This window comes from Bacillus sp. FSL K6-1218, assembly GCF_038006445.1.
Classification (GTDB): Bacteria; Bacillota; Bacilli; order Bacillales; family Bacillaceae_G; genus Bacillus_A; species Bacillus_A thuringiensis_S.
In genome coordinates, this window is the sequence record NZ_JBBOVE010000002.1 from 26429 (window position 1) to 52933 (window position 26505).

The window sequence follows — 26505 nt, forward strand, 5'->3', positions numbered from 1 at the left end:
ATACAGGATTAACGCTCGTTATAAACACTATGTCTCTTTACCTAATACCTTACCTTCTGTTTTCCCAAAATCGACATCTTGAAATAAATCTATAGCATGTCAAAAATCCATTTTAAAATAATACATCATTAAATTTAAATATAACACTATATTATTTTTCTATCAAGAATATTTTTTCCAAACCAAAAATCATTCATAGCCTCCTCTTTTCACCAATAAACCTAATTTATATATGATAAATAAAAAAGAGGATCTCCCCATAGTAGAGCAGATCCTCTCTTTCACTTCACATACACATAGGCTTCGTTTGCTGTTACATAATATGTTTTACCTTTACTATTGTGCACTTTATATTGTGATAAATTATTTACAATTACCTTTGTATCAATAATGAATCCTAAACCCATATCTACAGTACCGGCAACATCTTTATCCTGCCAAGATGGAGAATCATAGAAACGTAAATTATTTACTTTTGAAATAACTCTTTTACCAATTACTGTAGCAGGTTCATTTCCTTGGTAACGAATATATGAAGAATCATAATAAATCCATTGGTTACCACCAAGATGTAACCAGTTTCCTAAGTTACCCCATACTTTATAAGCCTCACCTTTTTGTAGCTTACAAATAACACTATTTTCTGTTGAGGGTCCAGAGCGGAGATTTACATTGTATCCTTCAATATATGCAACACCATTCGACTCTACTGTACCATATATTTTATTTGTTTTTTGTGGTTTGGTATCCACTGTAACCGTGCTCCCGTTATAAACCTTTAACACGTCTACTCGGAACTTAGCCTCAGATACGCCATGACTACGAAGATAATCTAGTGGATCTTCATGGTCTGTCCCACCTAATTTATACGTAATATCCCTATGTGTCCATAATCCTTTAGAGGGATGAATATTTCGTTCTCGCAAGATTTTCCCAATTAATTCTATATATTTTTCATATGAACGTTTAAATTTCAATGGATCACTTGTCTCACACAATTCAACATGAACAAATCTAGCATTTGCTGCTGGACCTGCCCCCCATGCCTGATGTTTTGTAGATGCAATTTGAATCTTTTCATCCCAATCCACTGCGTAGTGAACAAACGCTGAACGCCATGTACGAGACTCATATTTTTGAATATTAATTGCTGGCGCCTCTGGGGTAGCTGTAGAATGTGCCACAACACCTTCATAAGCTCCAACACCATAACGGTATGGTTGTTTTGGTAAATCAGGAATAAGTAGCGTTCTATCAGCAAGTGCGTTTGTTCCAATTGATACTACTAAAATCATTGCAACAACTATAGATAAAATATGCTTATATTTCTTTTTCATTTTCTATCGGCATCCCTTTTTATAATTTTTGTATGGTCAAATAATCCACTAGCTGACAATCCGATAATCATTCCTTGAAATAAATTCATTTTAATATCTTGAGACAAAAATAAAACACCTAGCGTAATGCCAAGTGTTAAATTAAATAACGGAATATATTTTGTTTGCAGTCCAGTTGTTTTTGCAATTTGTGAAATTCCTACAACAACCCCAATCATTGCTGTAATTTCAATCATTACATACCTCCTCCTTTCAAAAAGAAGGTAAGAGCAGCTCCAATTAGTCCACCAATAATAAGGCGTAGGATCCAAGTTGTATTAGCACTGATTTTGTCTAATTGCTTATTAATATTAATAATGTCCTTTTCATTACCTGTCGTCCGCATTTCTAAACTTCTAATCTCTAATCGTATATCCTTAATATCTTGCCTTATTTCCAGAATATCACTTTTCACCTCTTGTAAACTATCCATTTTGCCACCTCTTTCCCACTTCTTATTTGATTCAACATAAAAAAGCCTACATTACATACGCTTTGCTTTACATCTCATTATTTTTTTGTTTATCAGCTGTATACATATACTTCAATAAAATTTCCTGCATTTAATAAATTTTTTACAAAGTTATTAACTTTCATAAATTAATTATCATTACCTGGTGTCATATCTTTATTTGGAGCCGGATTTTGAATGAATTGCATAACTAACTTCTCTAGGGCTAATATGGTTTAATTTGATTAATAATTTGGTTCTGTAATTGATTGTTTCCTGAATTTGTATTCTGTGTTTGTATTGGAGTTTGATTTGTCATTCTGTTATCTCTCCTTGTAAACAACCGAAAACAAACCCGCCTATGTTTGCTACGTTTTCTCTTTCTTCTCAGTTGTTAATTGCACTTTAGAAATCGTCTTTTTATACCTTCTACTCTTTAATTTTATTCTTTTTTGTTAATACAATGTCTTTATTAATCTGATCAATCGTTTATTTACTGCTTATAATTCAGGAATAAAAAGCTACTTACATGTACCATTCCATGGCGTTAATAAGACAAGCTCACCATTACTGATTTTTTATTTAAATCATATCACCTTTGGCAAACCAATATATAAATTACTAATCTAAAATCTTGAATGATCATTTCTTTGGTGACTCTCATTCTTTAACCTTATCTCACATCAAAATGTTCTTCTTTTACCCATGCATTATTTCCAATCGCCAAATAACCATCTTTTCGTGCCAAAATTCTATATGGAACAGACCCGTCTACAAAACCTGTATAATTTCCATTAGGGCTGTCATACGTATTAATACCACTACCTGATGGATATTTTGAATAAGCACTAAACCATTGTACATCGAAATGTTCCAGAGCAGCCCATGCCTCGTTTCCAAGACAAATCATAGGATTTTCATACCACGCTGCATCTATAATAAGGTAAGGTGTTTTATCATAAATTACCCTTGTAAAATATCCTCCTTGTGGCTGACTATATAGATTAATCCCTCCATTATCCGGGTATTTATTTACAGCAATCCCCAGACCTACTGGTTGAATTGGTTTATTATTATTGTTGTTAAATGCTTTATTTACCTTCTCAATGAATTGATCCAATCTTCCCTCGTCAAGCATACGGTGTGGACAATGTTTCCCACTCCACGATTTATGTGTACGTACATTACTAATTGGAATGTTGAATTGTTTCATTAACTGAGCTATAACAATTGCTGCATTATCTTCCGCCTTGTAATATCTATCCCCACCGCTTAAAGAATAGCAAATTTCCACTCCGATGGATTTACGATTACCACTTCCGTTACCATCACCAGCATGCCAAGCATTACGATCAAACGGAATACCTTGTACTGCTTCTTTGTCATCTACTGCAACATGGAACGAAACTGCATTATTATTTCCAATCATATAAGAAATTTCGTTTTCAGCTGATGCATCATTGTACGTATTATGTACTGTGATGAATTCTGGCTTCATTGCATTGGGACATTTTATACCATATTTACTTGAATCCACTAATTTCTTCCTAATCTCCATTACTGAACATCTCCTTTTTATCTCTCGTTTTTATTACTTAAAATTTTCACCGCATTATTTAGTACATCTAGTAACCTAACCCCCGTATGGCCAGCATTTTCTATAATAAATTCCTTGTCCTCACCTCCTCAAAAAGAAAAAGAGCAACTGTTTATCAGTTGCTCTTCCTTTAATTCCTTTCTACACTCCTACACCATCGTTTTAAACGAATTCATAAAAAAGTATCACACATTGCTTCTTCCATCTAATTTGATATTTATAGATTTCAAAATACTATCTCACATTAAAGTGTTCTTCTTTTACCCATGCATTATTTCCAATCGCCAAATAACCATCTTTTCGCGCCAAAATTCTGTATGGAACAGACCCGTCTACAAAACCTGTATAATTTCCATTAGGGCTATCATACGTATTAATACCACCACCTGGTGGATATTTTGAATAAGCACTAAACCATTGTACATCAAAATGTTCCAAAGCAGCCCATGCCTCGTTTCCAAGACAAATCATAGGATTTTCATACCACGCTGCATCTATAATAAGGTAAGGTGTTTTATCATAAATTACCCTCGTAAAATATCCTCCTTGTGGTTGGCTATATAGATTAATCCCCCCGTTATTCGGATATTTATTTACAGCAATACCCAGACCTACTGGTTGAATTGGTTTATCAGTATTGTTACCACCACCATCTTTACCCAAGTGATCTAACGGATTCACAGCATTACTCTTACTCACATTCCAACGCCCTTTATGCAATTCAAAATGTAAGTGTTGGCCACTAGAATCCCCCGTGTTTCCCATAACTCCAATAGTTTGTCCTTGTGAAACATAATCACCTTCTTTTACTGTTCGAGAACCACTACGCATATGAGCGTATACAGTTTCCCATGTAATTCCATCAATTGTATGCACAATCATAATACATTCACCATAACTAGATGAAAAATAAGAACGACTAACTTGACCATTAGCCGCTGCATAAATAGGGTGATAGCCTGCTTCAGCAAGGTCTATCCCATGGTGATCTGGTCTGCTGCCTCTAAAACCACTTGTTACTCTCGTTATATCTGTAGGATAAATAAATTTTGCCATATTAATCTTCCTTTCTATTTTTACACAATATAAAAAGGTACTTACAAAAGTACCTTTTTTTACTATTTACATTTCCTATTTTAATATGTTTTAGTTTTTCAAGTTTCAAGATAACCAGAACAAAAGCTATCTCTCATTATCTAACATTAAAATGTTCTTCTTTTACCCATGCATTATTTCCAATCGCCAAATAACCATCTTTTCGCGCCAAAATTCTGTATGGAACAGACCCGTCTACAAAACCTGTATAATTTCCATTAGGGCTATCATACGTATTAATACCACCACCTGGTGGGTATTTTGAATAAGCACTAAACCATTGTACATCAAAATGTTCCAAAGCAGCCCATGCCTCGTTTCCAAGACAAATCATAGGATTTTCATACCACGCTGCATCTATAATAAGGTAAGGTGTTTTATCATAAATTACCCTCGTAAAATATCCTCCTTGTGGTTGGCTATATAGATTAATCCCCCCGTTATTCGGATATTTATTTACAGCAATACCCAAGCCCACCGGTTGTATTGGTTTATTGTTATTACCAGCTTCATCAAAATCTACATATTGCTTAACAATTTCAGAGTAGAAGAAATTCCCTCCATTTTTATATCGGTAGCCACCATTGTATGCAATGGCAATAGGCTGACTATACTTGACCATAGCACCAGTTGTATTACCAAGTGATGGCGCAACAACCGTTTTAGAATACTGATCTGCCACCGGTAATGAATGTTGTTTATTGTTAGAAGCTAACCAGCGAAGGTAAGCTCGTCCAAAATTATATGATTGAACAATGGCACTTAAATCTGTAATGCCATTTTTCTTTGCATCATCAAAAGCTCCTTTTAGATGCTTTACTCCATAATAAATTGAATCTTTAGGATTTTTAATTGTATTCATCGCCCAACCTTGTGATTCACTGGACTGCATAATATCAGGTGTTGTTTCAGAGTTTCCTCCACTCTCCACCATAATAATCCCAAGTACATAGGGAACTAATTCAGACACACCTTGTGCTGAACATTCACTTTCTACCATTGATTGCCAACGTAACACTTGTTGTGGCAGATTCTTTGTTTTAACTGAAGCAGCTAATATACTCATTACTAAATCTCTCCTTATTTTCCTATTATTTTTTCTATAAAACTCTTAATCTACTAAGTACCTCTAACACTTAAATGAAAATTATTTTTTAAAATTACTTCATGTTGCTCACCTTCTTTCACAACAAAAAGAGCAACCATAAAAATAGTTGCCCTTTCGTCGAAATCTTATATTACTACTATAAATCACTTTTTCAATACTTTCTGTACACTGCATGTATCCTACAAAAAGGTAACATTAAAACCCCTCTACAAACTTGACAATCTTTCTTATTTCAGCATGTTTGCGTCGGATATAGCCTGTACTATAATGCAAGTCAAACGCTATTTGTTCTAAGGTCATTCCATCAATATACTTCATTTTGAGTATTTGATGATCTAATCCTGTAAACTTATTAATTAAAATCTTTAAATCAAGTACTTCATTCATCTTATGTCCTAATTCATATTCAATAGCTTCAATCCGATCTTCTACTTTAGCCCCTTCCGATTCAGCAGTTAATCGTATATTTTGCAAGTCCCCACTAGTCCAGCGCTTTAATTCTGCTTTTGATTTGTCTAAGTTATATTCTAAATATGCAATTTCTTCTAGTTTCTGATAATCTTTGAGCCAGTCAAACATATAATAATCCCCCTACTTTTCTTTATTTAAATGCTGCTTTTATTTTTATCACCAAAGATAAGCTAACCTTATTATCAATTTAATAAAATTTATAAATATTAATTATGATTTATATTTTTTTAATAAAGTTTTTAATCTCTCACGCTCTTCTTCAATAGTTAACTCATTATTTTTTATAGGCTGCTCTTCTGGAATATCTTCTTTTTCATGTAACCATTCTGGTACCATTTCATTTCGATTGGTATTCCCTGACCCAAATTGTTTTTTATTCTTACCAAGATCAAACTGTGCATCTAGCATAGCTACATCCTTGAGTGTTTTTACCTTTTTGGCTTCCCAATTTTTAAGAATCCCACGTACATATCTCCACTTTGGTACATTTTCATCAATTGATCTATTTACTGCTTCCCCAATTAGTTCACTACCTAATGATTCACAAAATGCACCAAGCTCTATAATTGCTATTTCACTTAATGAAATTCTATTCTTCATCAAAAATTGATGACTTATTTTAAAATCTTCATTTGTTAATTTTTTTGAGAGTAAACTTTGTTTATTATCATGAATATGATTTATATTTTGTATATCAGTATTTAGTTTTTTCGTACTTTGTATATTAGTATTTAGTAGCTTGTGATTATCCACCGGTAGGTTACCAGCAACAGGTTTTCCAGCAGGTGGGTTTTCCACTGGTGGATAATCATCCACTGGGATTTCGTAAATAATTGTCTCCCATCTAACAATTTTGTTTTTTTCATCTCTAACAGGAAATCTTCTAATATATCCGTACTCTTTTAATTCCTGCATTCCAGCTCTTAAGCTATTAATACCATCTTTTGCATGTTGCGATAATTCTTCTCTATAAAACACCCAATCATCTGGAAGTGTAAGTATGTAAGCTAATATTCCTTTCGCCTTCCAAGAAAGCCTCTTATCCTTTAGACCGGTATTATTAATAACGGAATAATTATTATCTTTTTTTACTCGGAAAATCCCCATATTATCTACCTCTCATATTTTCAAACCTTTTTTACTTACTTATTAAAACTCTTAACTTCCTCATGACAAAATCTACTTTCCACGCTTTTTAAACCAAAGTGCGGTTAAAAAGAACTTAAAGTTCGATTTATTACTAAAAAAAATATCATCTACACTCTTATCAAAAAACTGTGCAATCTTCCTAGCTGTCTCCATTGATGGCGTTCTTTCTTTTTGATCAATCATTCGAATATAGTGTTCAGTTACTCCGCAATAGCTAGCAATTTCTTTATATAAGTTTTTTTTCGGATCGTACATTTTATTTCCCATTATCACACCTCCATAAGAACAATTAGTTCTAAATACAGATTAAAGAACTAATTGTTCTTTGTCAATGCATAAAAGAACTTTTTGTGCTAAAATGAATTCAAAGAGAACAATTAGTTCAATTAGAGAGGTGAACGATGTGATAGGACTTAGAATAAAATCCTTACGAAAAAAAGAGAATTTAACTCAAAAACAACTGGCAGAAAAAATCGGCGTATCCCAAAGAATGATAGGTTACTACGAATCAGAAGAGAGGTTCCCTCCACATGATGTTTTAACTAAATTAGCTGATTGCTTTTCAGTTTCAGCTGACTATTTACTTGGTCGATCTGTTACAGGCGAACCAAACGAACAAGTAACGCCAAAAGATGAGAAAGATATAGCAAAAAGAATGGAAGAAATAAAGAAAGATCTACAAGGCGAAGATGGCTTAATGTTCTCTGGTGAACCTATGAGTCAAGAAGCGGTAGAGTCATTATTAGATGCGATGGAGTACATTGTAAAACAAACAAAAGTAATCAATAAAAAATACGTGCCTAAGAAATATCGTAATCCAGACGATAACTGATGCAAGCTTAGGAGGGAAAACATTGAAATTCGTCATTAGAGATCTAGTCCAACAACTTTGCACCAAATACAACACGAAAAACCCCTATGAGCTTGCAGATTACTTAAAAATACATGTACTAACATGGGATTTACATGAAGAAATAAATGGTTTTTATAAATATGAAAAAAGAAATCGTTTCATTGTTATTAATACTAATTTATCTCCATCTATGCAGAGAACTGTTTGTGCCCATGAATTAGGACACGCGGTTCTACATACTCATGCAAATACACCTTTTCTGCGTAAGAATACATTCTTTTCCGTTGATAAATTAGAGATAGAAGCAAATACGTTTGCTGCGCTTTTGTTAATTGACCAAAAGACCATTCAGCGTGGTGATACAAAAGCATGTATAGCATACAAAAATAATATTCCTGTTGAACTTTTGGAATTTTACAAGCCTTGCTAAAGGAATTAAGATGTTTTAATTGTTGGTTCAAACGCTGACGAGAAAAAGAGAGTGCTCCATCTTTAAAGCAGAAGAAATGTATCTATTGTTTAAAAAATCTATACAGTTAAAGCAAATAAAAAAAATGCACCCCAATTATGTGTCTAACAATTGGGGTGCACTTCAATAACAGTAGGTCTTTTTCAAAAAATCAATAAGCCCTAATATTGTCTATCCTTCACTGTACGAAAATCAATACACTACTTAAATATTACTTTCCTTGTACAGAAATTCCTAATACATAGTAATCTGGATGTAGAGTAACTACAGACTCCCCAGGTTTTACCCACTGTAGAGGACTTACATTTAATTCTACGCTATGATTATCTTTTTCAAAACGATTGATATAATCCTTATCATTTTTTACAAAACTATCAATTTCTTTTTTAAATTCTGGATTTGGATTTACTAATCTATCAATCTCTTTATCAAGAGTGAAATTCGGATTTATCATATGCATCCAGTTTTTCGCTAGCTCAACAGTTGATTTGTCAACGACAAACATGAAATAGAAGTTATCTTCATCCTTCCCAACAAACGAAAATGAACCATGAGAGTCAATCATTCTTGGCAAATTAGGAGTATATAGATCAATTTCTGATGCTACATATCTATATCTGAAATTCGCATTATATTTCTTATTTACTTCAGTAACAAGATTTTGACCTTGTTTAGAAATAGATTGCTCTCTTACAGATGAAATTTCAATTGAATATCTATCAAAGAAAAAATCATCTGTCACTAACGCATTGGGAATACCTATTGGCGTTACCCCTGGTTTTGGCTCTGGTTTTGTTTCTTTTTCAACTGCATTAATAGAGTTATATAAGAACTGACTATACGCTTCACGTGTTACAAACATTTTTGGAGAATACATATTATCTCCTGTACCAATTGTAACCCCATTTTCCTCTAATGCACTAATTGCACCGTAAGACCAAGAATTTTTATCAACATCTGCAAATTTTGTTGTTTTCGTTGCCTTAAATTTAAAAGCATTTGTAAGTGCTTGTGCCATTTGTTCACGAGTTAAAATATCATCTGGACCATACTTCCCATCACCAAATCCATTTACAAATCCTGCTTTAGCAAGTGCTAAGATTTCTTTCTCAAACAAATGTCCTTTAATATCAGTAAAAGGATTTTTGAAGCTAGCATCTGCATCTGCTGGTTTTAGGTACATATAAATCATTCGAGCAACTTGCCCACGGGTTACATTGTCACCAAAGCCAAAGATATTATTTCCGTACCCTTGCACTACTTTACGATTTGTTAAATCATAAATTGCTTTTGTAGACCAGTGATTTGCTGGAACATCTTTAAATGTTGTATCTGCCTGTACATTTGATAAAGATGTTAAAGTTGTTGCTGCAAGTACTACACCTGTTAAAATCATTTTTTTCATTTTCATGCTATTTCCCCTTCTTCTCCCAATTATTTTTACGAATGAAAATATACTTTATTTTCCAACGTAATCATAATAACACAAATACATTATATTTATATATATTTATTTATTGTTTTTAATGATAAAAATACTAATCCCCCCAGAACACTATAGACTAAAAAAACTCTTCTTGCCTATAGAAGAGTTTTTACTACATTTTTACTGTTAAATAGCATTTTCCTTTATTTTAAGTAAATGTCTGCTGTATTCTTTTTAAACTAGCCGAAATATTGTTTTAGTATTTCTAGCCCTATTTTCAACTCTTCTAATGAGTTTGTAGAGGATAGAGCAACTCGTAAATACTGATTAGGCATGGTTTGTGCGGTAATAAAGCGCTCGGAATGAAAAACCCGAATGCCGTGCCTCTCCAAATCTGTTTCTAATTGAAATGCATCATAATGATTTTGAATAGGTAGCCAACGGTAAAAACTAAAAGGATGCCCTACAGGCTTGTTGGAAGAAAAATATCCTGAATAAATTTCGTTTGCAGACTCCGCTAAAAGTTTCTTCTGCTTAACAATTTCATGTGCTTTTCCTGATAACACTAGCTCTGTTATCACCTCTACGTCTAAAGAAGATGTTTTAACATTGACATTAAATATAGCCTTTAAAATATCCTTACGTAAGGCATCCCCGAATACCATATAAGCAACCCTTAATCCTGAACAAATGCACTTAGAAGTTCCACTAATATAAACACTTTGTTCTGGAAGTAAATTAAACATTGGTTGCTCATAATCAGAAATAACCCCTGCTGTCAAAAATGCATGAATATCATCCTCAATCAAAATTATTTGATGCTTTCGAATGATTGCTGCTAACTCTTTCTTTCGAAAATTTGCAATCATAATCGTAGTAGGATTAGAGCAAGAAGGCATTAAAAAAATACCATGAATATCTAATTGACTACATTGCTTATCGAGTTCACTTGGGAGCATTCCAAATTCATCCCCTTGAATGGGTACTAATTGAATATGTAGCATTTTTGCCAATTCGATAAAATTTGAATAGGTGTATACATCAGTTGCAATTCGGTTTCCAGGTTTAAACAACGCTGTCAATGTAATCGCTAAAGCATTTTGTGACCCCGAAACTATTGCTATATGGTCTTGATCCACATTAATGCCAAAAGACTTCATCCAATTGAGACCTGCCGTTTTTTGATGCGGAAGACCAGTTGGATCATTGTAATTTAATAGTTGCTCTAAATACTTTTTATCTACTACCTTTTGAATAGTCTCTGCGACAATACTATTAGTTTGCTCAAATGATGCTACTAATCCAAGATCAATGCAGTTTCTGATTTCCTCTGTAGAAATAGTAATGGAACGAGTTGCATTAGGAGCTACAAAAGTTCCACTCCCTGTGATTGCGTAAATTAGGCCTTTAACTTCACATAGTTTGTAAGCTCGGGTAATTGTTGTAAAGTTTAAATCTAAAAAATCCGCTAATTCTCGTTGTGGAGGCAATTTTGTTCCTGGAGCTAAAAAACCATTTACAATATCATGTTCAAGTAGTGCTGCAATAGAGGAATAAAACGGACGCTTTAATAGTTCCTTATTAGGTTTCCAAGACATAGAGTAATTTTCAAATGAATTTACTGGCATGCTTCACCTCTACGATTAAATTTTTATAGATAAACTCAGCATTATTTTAAAGTTAGAATAACACACTCCTCTAAAGAAAATTGTAATCCATACAATTTTCTTATTCATTGTATGGATTTTATGTGTTAAATTTGTATGCAATAAAGCTCTTGATTAAGGATGTGAATAATATGAAAAATAGAAATCAAATACGAATCGCATTCCGTGCAGCTTTCCCTTATACAATACCTATTTTTGCTGGTTTTGTATTTTTAGGAATTGCTTATGGAATCTACATGAACTCTCTGGGTTTCAGTGCAATATATCCAATTCTAATGAGTTTAATCATATTCGCTGGATCAATGGAATTTATTGCAGCTAATTTATTACTGGTTGCTTTTAATCCAATTCATGCACTTTTTCTTACTTTAATGGTGAATGCACGGCATTTATTTTATGGTATTTCTATGCTAGATAAGTATAAAGGAACTGGTAAGAAAAAGTTTTATCTTATTTTTGGACTATGTGATGAATCTTTTTCTATTAATTCTACTGTTGATATTCCAAAAGGTGTTGATAAGGGTTGGTTTATGTTCTTCGTGACACTGCTTAATCATTTGTATTGGGGTATAGGAGCCGCAATTGGTGGTATTTTTGGTTCCCTTGTACACTTCAATACAAAAGGACTAGATTTCGTTATGACAGCACTTTTCGTTGTGATTTTTGTTGAACAATGGATGAGGGAGAAAAAGCATTATAGCGCTCTTGTAGGACTGGGATTATCGATATTTAGCCTAATTATTTTTGGTGGAAACAATTTCATAATTCCTGCAATGATTATGATTTTATTAGTACTTACTATCCTAAAAAAACCAATAGAGAACATAGAGGAGGTTTCCGTGTGACAATGAGTTTACTGCAACAAGTTATAACAGTTGGTATAGTGGTTTTAGGCACAATGATTACAAGGTTCCTTCCCTTCTTAGTGTTCCCATCAGATAAACCTACTCCGCAATATGTCCAGTATCTCGGTAAGGTACTACCTTCAGCTGTCATAAGTCTTTTAGTTATTTACTGTTTTAAGGATCTGAACTTATTATCCGGCAATCATGGTGCTCCAGAATTAATTTCAGTAGGAGTAGTAATAATCCTTCACATATGGAAGAGACAAATGCTTCTCTCCATAGCAGGTGGAACAATTATCTACATGCTGTTAGTACAATTGTTTTTTAATTAAATTTAAAGTGACAAGTAATTGATCCTATCATCCTTCTATTTTAGAAATAGGATCATTATATTCAATAAACTAAAGAATAAGCAATGAATGCATTAGCATGCGCAATTCTTTTCGATAATACAGTGAGCTTCGAGAAAGATTACTATTAGACTAGTTACAACGCACCAGTGGGCTAAATCTAATTATCAATGTTGTCTCTACTTCTGTAATATTTTGTATTTAACTCCAGCTACAAAAAATATGAAGAAGGTTGGCAAATATCTTACCTCTTAGTTCAGAGCATATTAATTTTCCTAGATGAATACAACTTTATTTTTAGGAATTCTCCTTCGTTTTGTCCTTTAAGGGAATCAGAACCTTAGCTCTTTCCAAATTCTCTTAGCGTACGAAATTTGCGTTTTGATGGCGCTACCCTATCGCTATCAAGGTAACAAGACAAAATACTCTCTAAAATGAAAAAGGCGTTATTCTTTCTGAGAAATCATAGGAAAGAATAACGTCTTTATATTAATATTGCAACCCGTATCTAAAACCGCAATAGCTATGTCCTTTCCTTTCTCCTTTTTCTCCCATACTAACGGAGAAAACTCATCTCTTAGCCTTAGGAACTACAGGGATAGCATAATCAATCAAAATCCACGAGGTTTCCGTACTTAGAAATCTCCCACTTAACGACCTTACAGCCTATAGAAATTGAAAGTAGTTTAATTCTCTAACATGGATTGCGGAACAACTTTTTTTCCCACTACTTTAAATTCAATTTCCCCTTTTTCTCCATATATTAGTTCTATAATTGGAATAGTTACCATTAATTTTCCCTTCTTTTTTCTTTCTGTCTCTAAATCAATTATTTTCATGTCACAATCCCCTTTATTTATTATAAACAAGGAGAAAGCACTCATTTGAGTGCTTTCTCCTTGTTTATAAGTGGACCTTGTAGGACTCGAACCTACGACCGAACGGTTATGAGCCGTTTGCTCTAACCAGCTGAGCTAAAGGTCCAAAGCGTAAAATTTACTTCATAAGACGTTTTCATATATATCATTTTACCATATAATGTATCAATCCACTTTACTTTTTATTTAATATGCATATTTACATCGTGTTAATAATGTTTATATTCTGCAATCCTAACCTTTTGTAATTAGTACTATCTTTTAATACCTTTATAGAGGCCTGATTAACAGTAAAAAATTCATATATCAATCATATTAAAAATGATATAGTTACAACATTGAATTGTTTATATTTTCAAATGCTTTTATGCCATATTTTTTTATATCAGAAATTGTAACTAAATTATATGCCTGTTTCATTGTATTAAAGCAATTATCTATCTCTTCTTTTTCCATAATAGGTTTACCGGGATCATTATCTTCTAATTCTAGATGCGTAACTTCCCATGGTAAGTCAAATAGAATCATTTTTTCTAAACTCTTCCCACTATAACAACCTAAAGTATTGATTACACAGTCTAATATTTCCTTTTCTATTTGAGTTAATTGATTTGTACTATCATAATTAACTTCAAGATTGTCGTACTGATATACTTTATATTTATTAAAAATAACTCGATATACCGGGCCATGACTTCCTACTTCACAATCATCTTCAAATAAATATGTCCCAGTAAACACCTTACAAAATCCTTGCGCATAGTATAACAGCTTTTGAAGAGCTAAAGGAGTAATATCATCATTTTTATATAGCAAATAGTTAGCAACTTCCTCGATTTTCGTAGTCTGCGTAGAAGGAATATCATCATTTTCCTGTAGCTTTGCGATTGCTTCTTTAGAGACTCTATATGCTTTTTGAGTAATTAAATCTTTATTTCTTTCCAAAATATCTAGCATAAAAGATTGATCTCTACCTAATCTTTTCAATATATCCGAGTACTGCTTCGTCGGAATATCTCCATTTACATACCTTGTTAGGGTAACCTCTCCCCAACCTAAAAGTAAAGACAATGGACGTTTTCCAATCTTATATTTTTTTAAAACCTCTCTTATTTCAGAAATAGTAACTAACTGTTCCTGTTGTCTATAGGCATGATCTAATTGTTCTAAATTATAATCATGAATGTTAGGAACAAATATTTCAGATTTACACTCCTCGCAATTTGCTTCTTTACCTACATAATGATATTGCTTCCCTCTAATGACTGTCACTTTTGAAACATCTTTAGTAGAATACTTTACCATATCTCGACAAAACTCACATAAAACCAACATAAAAATCCTCCCTCATTCTAAAACCATTAGTCACTTATCTTTACCTAAAAAGATAAGTGACTGGTTTATTCCTTTTATGAAAAGAAACAACAATCATGTATTTGTTCCTGTCCTTATTTTCAATTAGATTCATCTTAATATATATGTCTACCGACTTCTTTTGTCCCCAATTATCTAACTCATATTGTGGACAAAAGATATACAATTTTTCATGAGCAAAATTTGGATTTTTATTATCAACTGCATAACAAAAATCACGTACTCCTATATTAAGAAGAATCTCTTTCACTTTACTAGCGTTAATCTTATTAGCCTCTAAAAATTCACTATTCTCTTTCCTTTTTTCATTTCGAGAAACCGTAAATCGATTATTTTTAATTAATTTTTTAAACTCTAATATGTACTGCTCAATCTCCCCGATTGTAAAATTAGTGTGCTTTTTTGTCTCCCTATTTTGAAAGCTAATATGCATTAAAATTCTTTCCTCTTTCAAATCGTACCTCATATTTACTAGAATTACAATAAAAAACGTATCAATTGATACGTTTTTTAAAAAATTCACAGTAAAATTCTATTCATCCTTCTTATAATGAGTACATTTATGTCGTCTACAAAACTTCTATATAATTATTTTTGCTGCGATTCGTAAGCCTATTGTGTATCTATTTTAGAATCATAGTTAAATGTATCCATGTATACATTTAACGTAAAAAAAACTATATATCCCTCCAAATCCCCTGATATACAAATCAATTACTCATATGTATTCTCCCCCTATATGAACTTCCTATTTTAATCTGTTGTTTTATACAGAAATATATATTTATACCTGTTTAAACCCAAACAAAAAAGGCCTCCTCAAGTCGATTAATTGTGCATAGCAAAATAAGCTAAATACACTAATCGGCTCAAAGAAGCCCTTTCAAAATTAAAGTAAGAACAAAACTTACTTCTACAACTCAACCACAACACATAAGGTGTGGGAATAAACGGAATCAAATAAACTAACAATATACCTATATATTACAAAATACATAGATTTATATCAAGATATTTTAAAATATTTCCAAATGCTGATTTTCATTCTTTATTTGCTTCTAAATGAAAAAGCATATAAATACTTTACTCTTTCCAAAACTGTTCCAATAAAATGACAATCACGGTACCCACGAGTAATCCATTCCATAAATTATAAAAGAACAGCTATCCTTAGATAACTGTCCTTTTATTAAATATGCAATAAATAAATTATTCTTATCGTATATTAATTATTCAAACTTAATGTTTATTAAAATGGTAAATATGGTTTTGGATCTACTTGTCCACCTATATACTGATTCTTAATTTCGAAGTGCAGATGATTCCCAGTAGAATCGCCTGTACTACCTACTTTTCCTATTACTTGACCTTGTTGTACATGTGCCCCTACAGTAGTTAAAATTGAGTCCATATGACCGTATAATGTCCAAAGTCCGTCTTCATGCCTAATAACCACTGCATTTCCATATCCACCAAATCCTTGACCTCTTACACCAAAACCAGCAAATTCTACAGTTCCTGATTTAGATGCCATTATTGGTGTACCCTTTGCCGCTGAGAAATCAATACCTTTATGCACTGTCCCCCAACGACTTCCATACCATGAGCTAACATTTGGATTTTTGATAGGCATTTGATATTTAGAAGAACCCGAATCTGTTTCATGCGGATTCATCCACTTGTCCCCTTCCCATGTTTTAATCTTTAACCAACCACTAGTTGTCCCATCTATTATTCTAAAATTCTGCGGACTATATAATGCTCCGGCGTTTGCTTTGCCTGAACTAAATGAAGGCTCGTTATACGCATAGAATGATTTGTTTATGAATCTTTCTTCTCCATCTAGATTCAGCCATTTCTCGCCTTCCCATGTTTTAACCTTTAACCATCCACTAGGTGTCCCATCCACAACTCTAAAATTCTGTGGATTATATAATGCTCCAGCGTTTGCTTTTGCTGCATTAAATGAAGCCTCATTATACGCATAGAATGATTTGTTTATGAACCTTTCTTCGCCATCTGGATTGATCCACTTATAACCTTCATAAGTACTTACCTTCATCCAGCCATTTTCTTTTTTTTCTACTACTCCCCAATTTTGTGGGTTAAATGGTTCTCCATAATTTGCTTTCTTTGCATTAAATGAAGGCTCATTATATGCATAAATTGTTTTGTTGACAGTAATTTGTTCAGACGTAGGATTCATCCATTTTTCGCCTTCCCACGTCTTAAATTTTAGCCAACCATCTGTTGTTCCATCTACTATTCTAAATGTTTGTCGCCCGTACTTCGCTCCAGCATTCGCAACTTTTGATGAGAAAGAAGGTTCATCATATGCATAGAAGTCTCCCATAACACGTTCTTCCCCATTTAAGTTAATCCAAACTGGTCCTTCCCATGTTTCAATCTTCCACCAGCCATTATCTCTTTTTTCCATGACTCCTACATTTTGAGCACCATACTCTGATCCGCCATTTGTTTTAGCTGAATTAAAAGATGGTTCTTTATACCCATAAAATGATTGATTCACAGATTCTGAACTATTAGCAGCGTGAGTTACCATACTAAATGTCGAGATAGATAGAATAAAGAATAATAACATTACACCCTTTTTTAGCATATATTCTTTTCTCCCCTTTCAAATAATTTTATATTTCGATTATCACATTAACATATTTTTCTTTATTTTTCTATATTTTTACTGTTAAATTTTATCTTTATTTTCCATATTATTTTATCTAAAGCTTTTGATTAAACTTCATTCAAAAATGACACCAAATAAAAAAACAGCTATCTTAGATAACTGTCTTTTCATTAAATCCAATTTAATTATTTTGAAAATCTAGCATATCCTAAGAAATGCTGCTGAGTATATGGACTGTTGATTTTACTTTTAATTACACCTGTTTTCACATCCGCGGCATGAATATATTCACCATTTCCTAAATATATACCTAAATGAGAAGGACCTTGCTTATATGTATTCTGTAAGAATACTAAATCTCCTGGCTGAGGATCACTTATTTTTGTAACCATTCCCCAGTATCCTGCAACACTTGTTCTCACAATGTTATATCCATTATTTTTAAATACGTAATAAATAAAGCCACTACAATCAAATCCATTTGGTCCTGTCCCAGCTTCAACATACGGCTTTCCAAGTTGTTTTAAAGCTAAATCAATTACTCCAGAAGAACCAGAATCTGTTTGATTTAGATTCATCCACTTGTCGCCTTCCCATGTTTTAATCTTCAACCAACCACTAGTTGTCCCATCTATTATTCTAAAATTCTGCGGACTATATAATGCTCCAGCGTTTGCTTTGCCTGAACTAAATGAAGGCTCGTTATACGCATAGAATGATTTATCTATGAATCGTTCTTCTCCATCTAGATTCATCCATTTCTCGCCTTCCCATGTTTTAACCTTTAACCATCCACTAGGTGTCCCATCCACAACTCTAAAATTCTGTGGATTATATAATGCTCCAGCGTTTGCTTTTGCTGCATTAAATGAAGCCTCATTATACGCATAGAATGATTTGTTTATGAACCTTTCTTCGCCATCTGGATTGATCCACTTATAACCTTCATAAGTACTTACCTTCATCCAGCCATTTTCTTTTTTTTCTACTACTCCCCAATTTTGTGGGTTAAATGGTTCTCCATAATTTGCTTTCTTTGCATTAAATGAAGGCTCATTATATGCATAAATTGTTTTGTTGACAGTAATTTGTTCAGACGTAGGATTCATCCATTTTTCGCCTTCCCACGTCTTAAATTTTAGCCAACCATCTGTTGTTCCATCTACTATTCTAAATGTTTGTCGCCCATACTTCGCTCCAGCATTCGCAACCTTTGATGAGAAAGAAGGTTCATCATATGCATAGAAATCTCCCATGACACGTTCTTCCCCATTCAAGTTAATCCAAACTGGTCCTTCCCATGTTTCAATCTTCCACCAGCCATTATCTCTTTTTTCCATGACTCCTACATTTTGAGCACCATACTCTGATCCGCCATTTGTTTTAGCTGAATTAAAAGATGGTTCTTTATACCCATAGAATGATTGATTCACGTATTCTGAACTATTAGCAGCGTGAGTTACCATACCGAATGTCGAGATAGATAGAATAAAAAACAATAAGATTCCTATACTTTTCTTAAACATAAAAATATCCTCCCTTTTATTTTGTCTAATATATAATTTTCGAAGCAAAGAATAGATATATCCTATTTCATTATTTTAATTCTCACTTTTTTACGTCCCCATTCACGTGCTTGCTTTTCTGTAGGAAACAGGACATCAATTTTATTGCCTTTAATGGCCCCACCTGTATCTCCAGCAATTGCATCACCGTATCCTTCAACCCAAACCTTCGTTCCTAGTTTAATCACTTTAGGATCAACTGCAATTAACTTGATGTTAGGATTTTTTCCTATGTCTATTCCGGCCGCCGTAATTCTTTCATGTGGTGGACTACCTTCTACGCTGTATGCAGTAGCTTCCACGTACAATTCTATGCCTGTATCTTCCACATTTAAATTAATCCACTTGTCGCCTTCCCATGTTTTAATCTTCAACCATCCACTAGTTGTCCCATCTATTATTCTAAAATTCTGTGGACTATATAATGCTCCAGCGTTTGCTTTGCCTGAGCTAAATGAAGGCTCGTTATACGCATAGAATGATTTGTTTATGAATCGTTCTTCTCCATCTAGATTCATCCATTTCTCGCCTTCCCATGTTTTAACCTTCAACCATCCACTAGGTGTCCCATCCACAACTCTAAAATTCTGTGGATTATATAATGCTCCAGCGTTTGCTTTTGCTGCATTAAATGAAGCCTCATTATACGCATAGAATGATTTGTTTATGAACCTTTCTTCGCCATCTGGATTGATCCACTTATAACCTTCATAAGTACTTACCTTCATCCAGCCATTTTCTTTTTTTTCTACTACTCCCCAATTTTGTGGGTTAAATGGTTCTCCATAATTTGCTTTCTTTGCATTAAATGAAGGCTCATTATATGCATAAATTGTTTTGTTGACAGTAATTTGTTCAGACGTAGGATTCATCCATTTTTCGCCTTCCCACGTCTTAAATTTTAGCCAACCATCTGTTGTTCCATCTACTATTCTAAATGTTTGTCGCCCGTACTTCGCTCCAGCATTCGCAACTTTTGATGAGAAAGAAGGTTCATCATATGCATAGAAATCTCCCATAACACGTTCTTCCCCATTTAAGTTAATCCAAACTGGACCTTCCCATGTTTCAATCTTCCACCAGCCATTATCTCTTTTTTCTACGACTCCTACATTTTGAGCACCGTACTCTGACCCACCATTTGTTTTAGCTGAAGTAAATGACGGTTCTTTATACCCATAGAATGATTGATTCACGTACTCAGAACTATTAGCAGCGTGAGTTACCATACTAAATGTCGAGATAGATAGAATAAAGAATAATAACATTACACCCTTCTTTAACATATACTCTCTTCACTCCTTTTCGAATAATACTATATTGCGGTTATTACATTAACATATTTTTCTTTATTTTTCTATATTTTTACTAATGAAAACCTATTTTATATTTCTATCTCATTTCTATAATAAGAAAATAGTTTTTTACTTTAATATAAATATTTAAATTTTAATAAAAATAAAAAATCCCCTGCTTTAACACAAGAGATTTTGATATTACTTCCAATTTTCACATTTAAAACTCCGACGATTTAACGGGCTTTTGAATTCTCAATATAATAATGCATTTCTAATCCTTTTCTTTCTGCACGAAGTACTGTTCCTCTCAATTTTGATAAATGTTGTGAGACCGTAGATTGCGTAAGATTTAAAATCTCTATTAACTGTGTAACATTACATGTCTTATGGTACATTAACTCATTAACAATTTGTAGCCGTACTGGATGTACCTTCGCCTTTAATAACTCTACATCTTCTTCTAAGATTTCTTTTCTCTCTTGCTTTCCTTTTAACTCTAACAATCCAAATTCTCCTTTATTATTTATTTCTATTTCCTATTATCTCCATACATAATTACTTAGGTATGGTTCCCTTTTCGCCTGTTAAGAAAATATATTTTGATCAAATCTTTAAATTTAAAAAAAGGTTATTTTTACAGAAACTACAATAATACATACTACTTGAATCTCAATAAATATAAATTGATAGAATATTCCGTCTTATATTGATAAATGCTATTAAATAGATTTTGATAGAGGAAAATTCTGATATGATACTAATTGCTGAATAATATCTTTGGAGAGGATGAAATTGAACAATGAATGTTCATATACAGGGGAACGAGCAAATAACTCATTTATTAAGTGAATGGTATCAAGAAATTAGGGCTAGGCATGTAGACGCCGCTCAATTACTTAAACAAGAAATTGAAAACAAAATCCATGATATAGAAGAAAATCAAACGATATTATTATACTACTCACTACTAGATTTTAGACATCAATATTTAATTGATAGCTTAAGTATTTCTAAAGATAGCTTTAAACAAAGTGATGCTTACAAAACTCCTACAGACGATTTCCTTTCATACTATTATCACTTCTTTAAAGCCATTCATTCCAATATTACTGGCAATCATAGCCTTGCAAAAATACATTACGATAAAGCTGAATACCTATTAGAAACAATTCCTGATGAGATTGAACATGCTGAATTCCATTATGAGTTGGCCATTTTCTATTGTCATACACATAAATCGATTTTATGTATTAATCATGTAATGAAGGCTAAAGATATATTTTCAAAACATCCTGGGTATGAATTGAAAGTTGCCTTCTGTAATAACCTATATGGATTAGCATGTACTCATTTAAAGGAGTGGGAATTAGCTGAGGAACACTTTATCTCGGCTATGGATACATTCCAAAAAGAAAATTTAGAATACAATATTTTGATTGTTCGTCACAATCTAGGATTTATGTATGCTACACAGAATTTATCCGAGGTAGCATTACGTTATTTATCTGAAGTTAATCAGAAACTACCTAGCGATTATAAAGCTGTTTTTATTGAAGCTAGGGAACATTATAAATTAGGAGAACATCAAACTGCTCAAGAATTAATAAAAAAAGGCCTGCAGCTTTCTACTCAATTGGGAATTGAAGGCTATATACATCACTTTAAGATTTTAGAAAAAATGAATCTAAATAGTTGTGCTACTGATATAGAAAAAACTGTTTTAGAAGGAATTTCCTATTTTGAACGCGAAGAACTATATGAGTATATAAATGAATATACTGAAAAGTTAGCAACCCAATTTTACAAAGAAAATAATCATAAAAAAGCCAGCTATTACTTTTATGAAGCTAGTAAAGCCAGTGAAAAAAACTTTAAAAAAGGAGCATTAAAATGAAAAAATTAGCGGTTAGCTTACTGGGTATCTTAATTGTTGTGACAGTAACTTTTGGATCAAATTCTTCAACAAGCACTCAAAGTACTGTAAATATTATTAAATATTCACATGGACATACTGGATAATGAAAGGAAGGATTACCCCTTCCTTTTTTATATTTTAGAATGTTAAACGTATCCCCTCTACATCTATCTATAAAAATTTAAGAAATAAATAATTCAAGAGGTAAAATAAAAATACTACAATTAAAAACTTCCATTTGTTTCTTTTCGTTGGTTTTCTAGCATGTTGTATATAAAAAAATAAAGCAATACCTGCCATAGTAATTAAAAACATTTGATAGTAATCCATCATCTGTAATACCCCCTCCATACAAAAAATAAGAAGTCTCTTTTTAAGAGACTTCTTATTTTTAATACAAACGACATACATAGGCTAAACACATACAATAAAGTCAGGATGATGTACTTTATTGCCTTTTTATCATAACATATAATTTATCATTTTTGTTTAATAATTCCATTCAATTAAACTTTATCAACCTTAAAATGTTTTATAATAAAAAACAAATACAAATAAAATTAATAATATATTCACTTGATGCAGACGGAATATGCTCAAAAGATATATAGTTCGGTTACAATATCATTCATGATTTTTTAATTTTTTCCTTCCCTTCTGTTAAGAATACTTCAAAACTTGACTGATTACCTTATGTTAATACTTTATATATGCAAAATTACATACTAACCCTCATTGAAAATAATTCTCATTGTAACTATAATGGTTTCAGGGATTGAAATTTTCACTTTCGTTTCAAATCTCACAATATATTAAAGGAGGAAATACTATTATGAAAAAATTGATTTTAGCAGGGGCACTAGGAATTGCAGTATTTTCAGGTATGAACTTACCAGGGGCTGAGGCATCAAAAGCGAGTGCAGCTACTACGAATTTAGAAATTCAAGAAGTCACAAAATACTACTCTATGAGTTCCTATGAAGTGTCTCAAAAAGAATCATTTAATCTTAAAAAAGGGGAAGAACTTACAGTCTTTGTACAAAATTCAGGGTTCCCAATTTCTTATACGGTCTTTGATGCGGATAATCAAGTAATTGGCACATTCAATGCTAATTCCCCATATGGTCGCGTATTTAAAGCGCAAAAAGACGGTAATATTTCTGTACAATTTCAAGCAGGTGTAAATTCTACGTACATGAAGAAGATGAATTTTACAGCTAAATTTGCTGTTTCTAAACTTAACCAATAATAAAAAATGTAACGATCCTCTTTACAAACAAATTAAAAAGGTATATCCCTTGCATGGGATATACCTTTAGTTTTAGTGAATTTTATATTGACCAGATAGCTGCTCTTGCGCCATACGAACTAAACGTTTCGTAATTTCTCCACCTACTGAACCATTTGCTCGTGCAGTTGAATCCGGTCCAAGTGTAACACCAAACTCCTGAGCAATTTCATATTTCATTTGTTCAATTGCACTTGCTGCAGCTGCTATTAAGATTTCGTTTGAATTATTATTTTCGTGAATTTGCATTTTTTAAACACCTCCGTTGAATTTGGTAATATCATGCTCTATTTCCAACAAAATATGCAAAAAATTATTCGTTTAGCTATTTTATATATACCTAAGCTTTCATCTCTTATATAGAAATAAATAAAGGTATAGGTCATACTCTATACCTACACCTTCTCCTATCCTACTTACTTTTGAATTCCCCTATTAACCCCTGTAACTCTTGCGAGAGCCAATTTAAAGAATTTGCTAACTCTGCAATCTCTTGTACATATAGTTCTTGCTCTTTCATACTTGTCTCCACATTACTACTGCTATTCACATATGTATTTGCAATGTGTGATAATTCATTTATAAAATGAACAATAGTTTGATTATCTTTTAGAATGTCACTTGAATGATTCGAAGTCGCTTTAATTTGATTTGTAACAGATTGTGCAGATTCTGAAATCTTTTCAAAGAAAGCACCACTACTTTGAACAAGTGTTATTCCTGATTCTACTTCCTTTGAACTCTTCTGTATGGATCTTACAGCCTCCTCTGCTTCAGCTTGGATTTCACCAATTAATTTAGCTATATCCCTTGTAGATGCCTCGGTTCTTTCCGCTAATATACGTACCTCGTCCGCAACACCTGAAAATTCTTCCCCCATCTCTCCAGCACATGAGGATTCAGTAGAAGCATTTAAAGCTAATGAATTTGTTTGATTTGAAATGGTTGTAATTACAGTAAGAATTTCATGAATTTCCTTAGATTGTACTTCTAATGCATAAATACTAGAAGATACATCCTGAACTGTATCTTTGATTCTTTTCATTTGATTCACGATTTGCTTAATCAAACCTTTTCCCTCTACAGAATGCTGATCCATGTCTTCCAAAGCATTGCCAACTTGTTTTGCAGCTCCTTTAATTTCTTTCATCTTACTTTCTATTTCTTGAACAATCCCTAAACATTTTTGCACTACATATTCATGAGAATGTGCTCCTAAATTTAATCCTGTAATAGCACTTGCAATTTCTTTAAAGGCTATGCTATTCTCTTTTGTACTTACCGACAATTCCTGTGAAGATGTCGAAACCTGTTCAGCAGTCTGCCTTACTTTATCTATAATCCTATTAAACTTTTTAATAGTGTTATTAAAATAGATATTGGTTATCCCTATATCATCAGATCTTTCATTCAATTTAATACTTAAATCCCCTTCACCAACTTTACGTAACCCTTCTTGTAAATCCTTTAAAGGCGATAGAGAGTTTCGTGAGATAAATATTTGAATTGTAATTGCGATAGTTAATGAAATTATAATAAATAGTAAACCTTGTATCATAAAGTTTTTCTTTGTAAGAGGAATAATAGAAGCTTCCAAATCCGCTGCAACAATTGCAATTATATTTTTATTTTCATCTGTAACTGGCTCTAAAATTGTTACCCAGAACCCTAATTCATCTTCATACACTTCTGTCATTTGTGCCTGTTTTGTTTGTATTACTTTATCATATGTTTTCATCCAATAAGTAGGCTGCTCATAATATTCACCTGGTTTTACAGAAACAGTATTTGCTAATTCTGTATCCAAAGCTACTATTTGTAATTCAGCTTTATCATTTAGCTTGGCTCCTATAACATATGTTTGCCCAACACTTTTCATATCTTTTATAGATTTATCTAATTGCTCTGTCAACTTTTCTTTCTTCACTCTTTGAGCTGTGGGGTCTTTTGCTACATCTCTTACTATTTCTAGATCTAATTGATTTAGTACCGCATCACCTGTTTCAAAAGACTGCCTCTCAAATATAGACATCATACTATTTTGAAACATATTAAAACTTAACGCTCCCATACTTCCAACAAGGGTCAGAATTACTAATACCGTTAGTAATACATTTTTTTGAAGCAACGATAGCTTATGCCAATATTTTTTCATTGATTTCTCCTTTCTTATTTTCAACAATACAAAAACAAAGTAGTAACATATTAAGAGGTTTTCTTTCTGTTATTAATTTAAACTTTAAAATAGCATACTGATCATTCAACCAAACGTTCCAATTTTTTTCATTTGCAATCGCATCTTTTATATGTCCAGCTGCTCCTGAAAATATATTAAAAGGAAGACGTAATACTTCTACTACTTCATCTTTTCTATTTGTACTGATTTCTTCTAAATCGATGATATTAAAGGATTTGCCTATAATAATTGCTATAATGTTTAATAGACGACTAAGAATATTTAAAATTCCATATTTATCTCCTAAAGATTTTCAAATTAGATTTGTTGCAGTACCTTCAGCGAGGATTTTTTATAATATCATTAGTTTTAAATAAAGATAAGAATTTTTAAGAGCCTCATCTTTAGTTATTTTTATCTTGCAGAACAATAAAATCTGAAAGTTTAATTCAATCTCCTATTTTATAACTTTTTTCCTTATTTTTCTATAACATTATAATATTTACCTGT

General features: G+C 32.5%; 27 protein-coding genes and 1 tRNA gene. 7 read left to right on the forward strand and 21 right to left on the reverse strand.

Translation table 11 applies throughout. The features are described from left to right. Window positions 1–281: 281 nt before the first annotated feature. From MHI26_RS28375 to MHI26_RS28415, 9 genes are all read right to left on the reverse strand, one after another. Window positions 282–1337 carry an N-acetylmuramoyl-L-alanine amidase gene (locus tag MHI26_RS28375; protein WP_061667558.1) on the reverse strand — a complete coding sequence of 352 codons (1056 nt, stop codon included), beginning with the start codon at window positions 1335–1337 and terminating at the stop codon, window positions 282–284. Then, a complete protein-coding gene (locus MHI26_RS28380) occupies window positions 1334–1573 on the reverse strand; it encodes a hypothetical protein (protein ID WP_000570185.1) in 240 nt (79 codons plus the stop codon). Before MHI26_RS28380 ends, MHI26_RS28375 begins: the two co-directional genes overlap by 4 nt. Further along, window positions 1573–1809: a hemolysin XhlA family protein gene (locus MHI26_RS28385; protein ID WP_021728083.1), complete on the reverse strand. Its 237-nt coding sequence runs from the start codon at window positions 1807–1809 to the stop codon at window positions 1573–1575. The genes MHI26_RS28380 and MHI26_RS28385 overlap by 1 nt, the downstream gene beginning before the upstream one ends. A gap of 691 nt (window positions 1810–2500) precedes the next feature. Continuing rightward, window positions 2501–3385, reverse strand: coding sequence for a peptidoglycan recognition protein family protein (locus MHI26_RS28390; RefSeq protein ID WP_016083107.1), 885 nt, complete (start codon window positions 3383–3385; stop codon window positions 2501–2503). Window positions 3386–3658: 273 nt separating this feature from the next. Then, window positions 3659–4480, reverse strand: coding sequence for a M23 family metallopeptidase (locus tag MHI26_RS28395; protein WP_151547551.1), 822 nt, complete (start codon window positions 4478–4480; stop codon window positions 3659–3661). A 136-nt stretch (window positions 4481–4616) separates the two neighbouring features. Further along, window positions 4617–5585, reverse strand: coding sequence for a lysozyme family protein (locus MHI26_RS28400; RefSeq protein ID WP_097888972.1), 969 nt, complete (start codon window positions 5583–5585; stop codon window positions 4617–4619). A gap of 237 nt (window positions 5586–5822) precedes the next feature. Next, window positions 5823–6206: a DUF1492 domain-containing protein gene (locus MHI26_RS28405; protein ID WP_061667964.1), complete on the reverse strand. Its 384-nt coding sequence runs from the start codon at window positions 6204–6206 to the stop codon at window positions 5823–5825. A gap of 102 nt (window positions 6207–6308) precedes the next feature. Continuing rightward, on the reverse strand, window positions 6309–7205 hold the full coding sequence (locus MHI26_RS28410) for a DnaD domain protein (protein ID WP_061667963.1): 897 nt from the start codon (window positions 7203–7205) through the stop codon (window positions 6309–6311). Window positions 7206–7277: 72 nt separating this feature from the next. Beyond that, window positions 7278–7514 (reverse strand): helix-turn-helix transcriptional regulator, encoded by a 237-nt coding sequence (locus MHI26_RS28415; protein ID WP_061667962.1) that lies wholly within the window; start codon window positions 7512–7514, stop codon window positions 7278–7280. Window positions 7515–7650: 136 nt separating this feature from the next. On the opposite strand from MHI26_RS28415, the gene MHI26_RS28420 reads away from it, so the two are divergent. Together MHI26_RS28420 and MHI26_RS28425 are read left to right on the forward strand one after the other, a co-directional pair. Then, window positions 7651–8079: a helix-turn-helix domain-containing protein gene (locus MHI26_RS28420; RefSeq protein ID WP_000579788.1), complete on the forward strand. Its 429-nt coding sequence runs from the start codon at window positions 7651–7653 to the stop codon at window positions 8077–8079. A 22-nt stretch (window positions 8080–8101) separates the two neighbouring features. Continuing rightward, window positions 8102–8530: an ImmA/IrrE family metallo-endopeptidase gene (locus MHI26_RS28425; protein ID WP_000673778.1), complete on the forward strand. Its 429-nt coding sequence runs from the start codon at window positions 8102–8104 to the stop codon at window positions 8528–8530. 250 nt (window positions 8531–8780) lie between these two features. On the opposite strand, the gene MHI26_RS28430 is transcribed toward MHI26_RS28425, so the two are convergent. Both MHI26_RS28430 and MHI26_RS28435 read right to left on the reverse strand, forming a co-directional pair. After that, the gene (locus tag MHI26_RS28430) at window positions 8781–9980 is read right to left on the reverse strand and encodes an S-layer homology domain-containing protein (RefSeq protein ID WP_061667961.1); all 1200 of its coding nucleotides are present in this window, start codon (window positions 9978–9980) and stop codon (window positions 8781–8783) included. A gap of 254 nt (window positions 9981–10234) precedes the next feature. Beyond that, window positions 10235–11623, reverse strand: a complete 1389-nt coding sequence (locus MHI26_RS28435) for an aminotransferase-like domain-containing protein (RefSeq protein ID WP_061667960.1) — start codon at window positions 11621–11623, stop codon at window positions 10235–10237. A 170-nt stretch (window positions 11624–11793) separates the two neighbouring features. Between MHI26_RS28435 and azlC the strand changes: the two genes are divergently transcribed. Both azlC and MHI26_RS28445 read left to right on the forward strand, forming a co-directional pair. Next, window positions 11794–12507 carry an azaleucine resistance protein AzlC gene (gene azlC, locus MHI26_RS28440; RefSeq protein ID WP_000797393.1) on the forward strand — a complete coding sequence of 238 codons (714 nt, stop codon included), beginning with the start codon at window positions 11794–11796 and terminating at the stop codon, window positions 12505–12507. After that, a complete protein-coding gene (locus tag MHI26_RS28445) occupies window positions 12504–12839 on the forward strand; it encodes a branched-chain amino acid transporter permease (RefSeq protein ID WP_000178819.1) in 336 nt (111 codons plus the stop codon). The genes azlC and MHI26_RS28445 overlap by 4 nt, the downstream gene beginning before the upstream one ends. A 704-nt stretch (window positions 12840–13543) precedes the next feature. On the opposite strand, the gene MHI26_RS28450 is transcribed toward MHI26_RS28445, so the two are convergent. The 8 genes from MHI26_RS28450 to MHI26_RS28485 all read right to left on the reverse strand — a co-directional run bounded on the left by MHI26_RS28450 (window position 13544) and on the right by MHI26_RS28485 (window position 21119). Continuing rightward, window positions 13544–13696 (reverse strand): hypothetical protein, encoded by a 153-nt coding sequence (locus MHI26_RS28450; RefSeq protein WP_000691090.1) that lies wholly within the window; start codon window positions 13694–13696, stop codon window positions 13544–13546. A gap of 71 nt (window positions 13697–13767) precedes the next feature. Next, window positions 13768–13841, reverse strand: a tRNA-Ile gene (locus tag MHI26_RS28455). A gap of 224 nt (window positions 13842–14065) precedes the next feature. Next, window positions 14066–15070: a type II toxin-antitoxin system antitoxin SocA domain-containing protein gene (locus tag MHI26_RS28460; protein WP_061667959.1), complete on the reverse strand. Its 1005-nt coding sequence runs from the start codon at window positions 15068–15070 to the stop codon at window positions 14066–14068. A 40-nt stretch (window positions 15071–15110) separates the two neighbouring features. Then, window positions 15111–15542 (reverse strand): hypothetical protein, encoded by a 432-nt coding sequence (locus MHI26_RS28465; RefSeq protein ID WP_000548170.1) that lies wholly within the window; start codon window positions 15540–15542, stop codon window positions 15111–15113. An 816-nt stretch (window positions 15543–16358) separates the two neighbouring features. Then, window positions 16359–17729 carry a M23 family metallopeptidase gene (locus tag MHI26_RS28470; RefSeq protein ID WP_340809240.1) on the reverse strand — a complete coding sequence of 457 codons (1371 nt, stop codon included), beginning with the start codon at window positions 17727–17729 and terminating at the stop codon, window positions 16359–16361. 209 nt (window positions 17730–17938) lie between these two features. Then, entirely contained in the window at window positions 17939–19279 is a 1341-nt protein-coding gene (locus MHI26_RS28475) for a C40 family peptidase (protein ID WP_340809241.1), read from the reverse strand. A gap of 62 nt (window positions 19280–19341) precedes the next feature. Beyond that, window positions 19342–20604 (reverse strand): 3D domain-containing protein, encoded by a 1263-nt coding sequence (locus MHI26_RS28480; protein WP_340809242.1) that lies wholly within the window; start codon window positions 20602–20604, stop codon window positions 19342–19344. A 245-nt stretch (window positions 20605–20849) separates the two neighbouring features. After that, on the reverse strand, window positions 20850–21119 hold the full coding sequence (locus MHI26_RS28485; protein WP_061663378.1) for an ArsR/SmtB family transcription factor: 270 nt from the start codon (window positions 21117–21119) through the stop codon (window positions 20850–20852). A 296-nt stretch (window positions 21120–21415) separates the two neighbouring features. Here MHI26_RS28485 and MHI26_RS28490 point away from each other — a divergent pair, with 296 nt between their 5' ends. The 3 genes from MHI26_RS28490 (at window position 21416) to MHI26_RS28500 (ending at window position 23780) form a co-directional block, all read left to right on the forward strand. Next, window positions 21416–22510 (forward strand): Rap family tetratricopeptide repeat protein, encoded by a 1095-nt coding sequence (locus MHI26_RS28490; protein ID WP_061667305.1) that lies wholly within the window; start codon window positions 21416–21418, stop codon window positions 22508–22510. After that, the gene (locus tag MHI26_RS28495; protein ID WP_255259137.1) at window positions 22507–22635 is read left to right on the forward strand and encodes a hypothetical protein; all 129 of its coding nucleotides are present in this window, start codon (window positions 22507–22509) and stop codon (window positions 22633–22635) included. The genes MHI26_RS28490 and MHI26_RS28495 overlap by 4 nt, the downstream gene beginning before the upstream one ends. 728 nt (window positions 22636–23363) lie before the next feature. Continuing rightward, a complete protein-coding gene (locus MHI26_RS28500) occupies window positions 23364–23780 on the forward strand; it encodes a hypothetical protein (protein ID WP_000733523.1) in 417 nt (138 codons plus the stop codon). Between the two features lie 72 nt (window positions 23781–23852). Here MHI26_RS28500 and MHI26_RS28505 read toward each other — a convergent pair whose 3' ends face one another. Together MHI26_RS28505 and MHI26_RS28510 are read right to left on the reverse strand one after the other, a co-directional pair. Beyond that, window positions 23853–24068, reverse strand: coding sequence for an alpha/beta-type small acid-soluble spore protein (locus tag MHI26_RS28505; protein WP_061667306.1), 216 nt, complete (start codon window positions 24066–24068; stop codon window positions 23853–23855). A 163-nt stretch (window positions 24069–24231) separates the two neighbouring features. After that, on the reverse strand, window positions 24232–25974 hold the full coding sequence (locus MHI26_RS28510) for a methyl-accepting chemotaxis protein (protein ID WP_061667308.1): 1743 nt from the start codon (window positions 25972–25974) through the stop codon (window positions 24232–24234). Between the last annotated feature and the right edge of the window lie 531 nt (window positions 25975–26505).

Bases quoted from the DNA above. Each gene is read 5' to 3' on its own strand.
- MHI26_RS28375 (WP_061667558.1), bottom strand. From the start codon at position 1,337: ATGAAAAAGAAATATAAGCATATTTTATCTATAGTTGTTGCAATGATT.
- MHI26_RS28380 (WP_000570185.1), bottom strand. From the start codon at position 1,573: ATGATTGAAATTACAGCAATGATTGGGGTTGTTGTAGGAATTTCACAA.
- MHI26_RS28385 (WP_021728083.1), bottom strand. From the start codon at position 1,809: ATGGATAGTTTACAAGAGGTGAAAAGTGATATTCTGGAAATAAGGCAA.
- MHI26_RS28390 (WP_016083107.1), bottom strand. From the start codon at position 3,385: ATGGAGATTAGGAAGAAATTAGTGGATTCAAGTAAATATGGTATAAAA.
- MHI26_RS28395 (WP_151547551.1), bottom strand. From the start codon at position 4,480: ATGGCAAAATTTATTTATCCTACAGATATAACGAGAGTAACAAGTGGT.
- MHI26_RS28400 (WP_097888972.1), bottom strand. From the start codon at position 5,585: ATGAGTATATTAGCTGCTTCAGTTAAAACAAAGAATCTGCCACAACAA.
- MHI26_RS28405 (WP_061667964.1), bottom strand. From the start codon at position 6,206: ATGTTTGACTGGCTCAAAGATTATCAGAAACTAGAAGAAATTGCATAT.
- MHI26_RS28410 (WP_061667963.1), bottom strand. From the start codon at position 7,205: ATGGGGATTTTCCGAGTAAAAAAAGATAATAATTATTCCGTTATTAAT.
- MHI26_RS28415 (WP_061667962.1), bottom strand. From the start codon at position 7,514: ATGGGAAATAAAATGTACGATCCGAAAAAAAACTTATATAAAGAAATT.
- MHI26_RS28430 (WP_061667961.1), bottom strand. From the start codon at position 9,980: ATGAAAATGAAAAAAATGATTTTAACAGGTGTAGTACTTGCAGCAACA.
- MHI26_RS28435 (WP_061667960.1), bottom strand. From the start codon at position 11,623: ATGCCAGTAAATTCATTTGAAAATTACTCTATGTCTTGGAAACCTAAT.
- azlC (WP_000797393.1), top strand. From the start codon at position 11,794: ATGAAAAATAGAAATCAAATACGAATCGCATTCCGTGCAGCTTTCCCT.
- MHI26_RS28450 (WP_000691090.1), bottom strand. From the start codon at position 13,696: ATGAAAATAATTGATTTAGAGACAGAAAGAAAAAAGAAGGGAAAATTA.
- MHI26_RS28460 (WP_061667959.1), bottom strand. From the start codon at position 15,070: ATGTTGGTTTTATGTGAGTTTTGTCGAGATATGGTAAAGTATTCTACT.
- MHI26_RS28465 (WP_000548170.1), bottom strand. From the start codon at position 15,542: ATGCATATTAGCTTTCAAAATAGGGAGACAAAAAAGCACACTAATTTT.
- MHI26_RS28470 (WP_340809240.1), bottom strand. From the start codon at position 17,729: ATGCTAAAAAAGGGTGTAATGTTATTATTCTTTATTCTATCTATCTCG.
- MHI26_RS28475 (WP_340809241.1), bottom strand. From the start codon at position 19,279: ATGTTTAAGAAAAGTATAGGAATCTTATTGTTTTTTATTCTATCTATC.
- MHI26_RS28480 (WP_340809242.1), bottom strand. From the start codon at position 20,604: ATGTTAAAGAAGGGTGTAATGTTATTATTCTTTATTCTATCTATCTCG.
- MHI26_RS28490 (WP_061667305.1), top strand. From the start codon at position 21,416: ATGAATGTTCATATACAGGGGAACGAGCAAATAACTCATTTATTAAGT.
- MHI26_RS28495 (WP_255259137.1), top strand. From the start codon at position 22,507: ATGAAAAAATTAGCGGTTAGCTTACTGGGTATCTTAATTGTTGTGACA.
- MHI26_RS28500 (WP_000733523.1), top strand. From the start codon at position 23,364: ATGAAAAAATTGATTTTAGCAGGGGCACTAGGAATTGCAGTATTTTCA.
- MHI26_RS28505 (WP_061667306.1), bottom strand. From the start codon at position 24,068: ATGCAAATTCACGAAAATAATAATTCAAACGAAATCTTAATAGCAGCT.
- MHI26_RS28510 (WP_061667308.1), bottom strand. From the start codon at position 25,974: ATGAAAAAATATTGGCATAAGCTATCGTTGCTTCAAAAAAATGTATTA.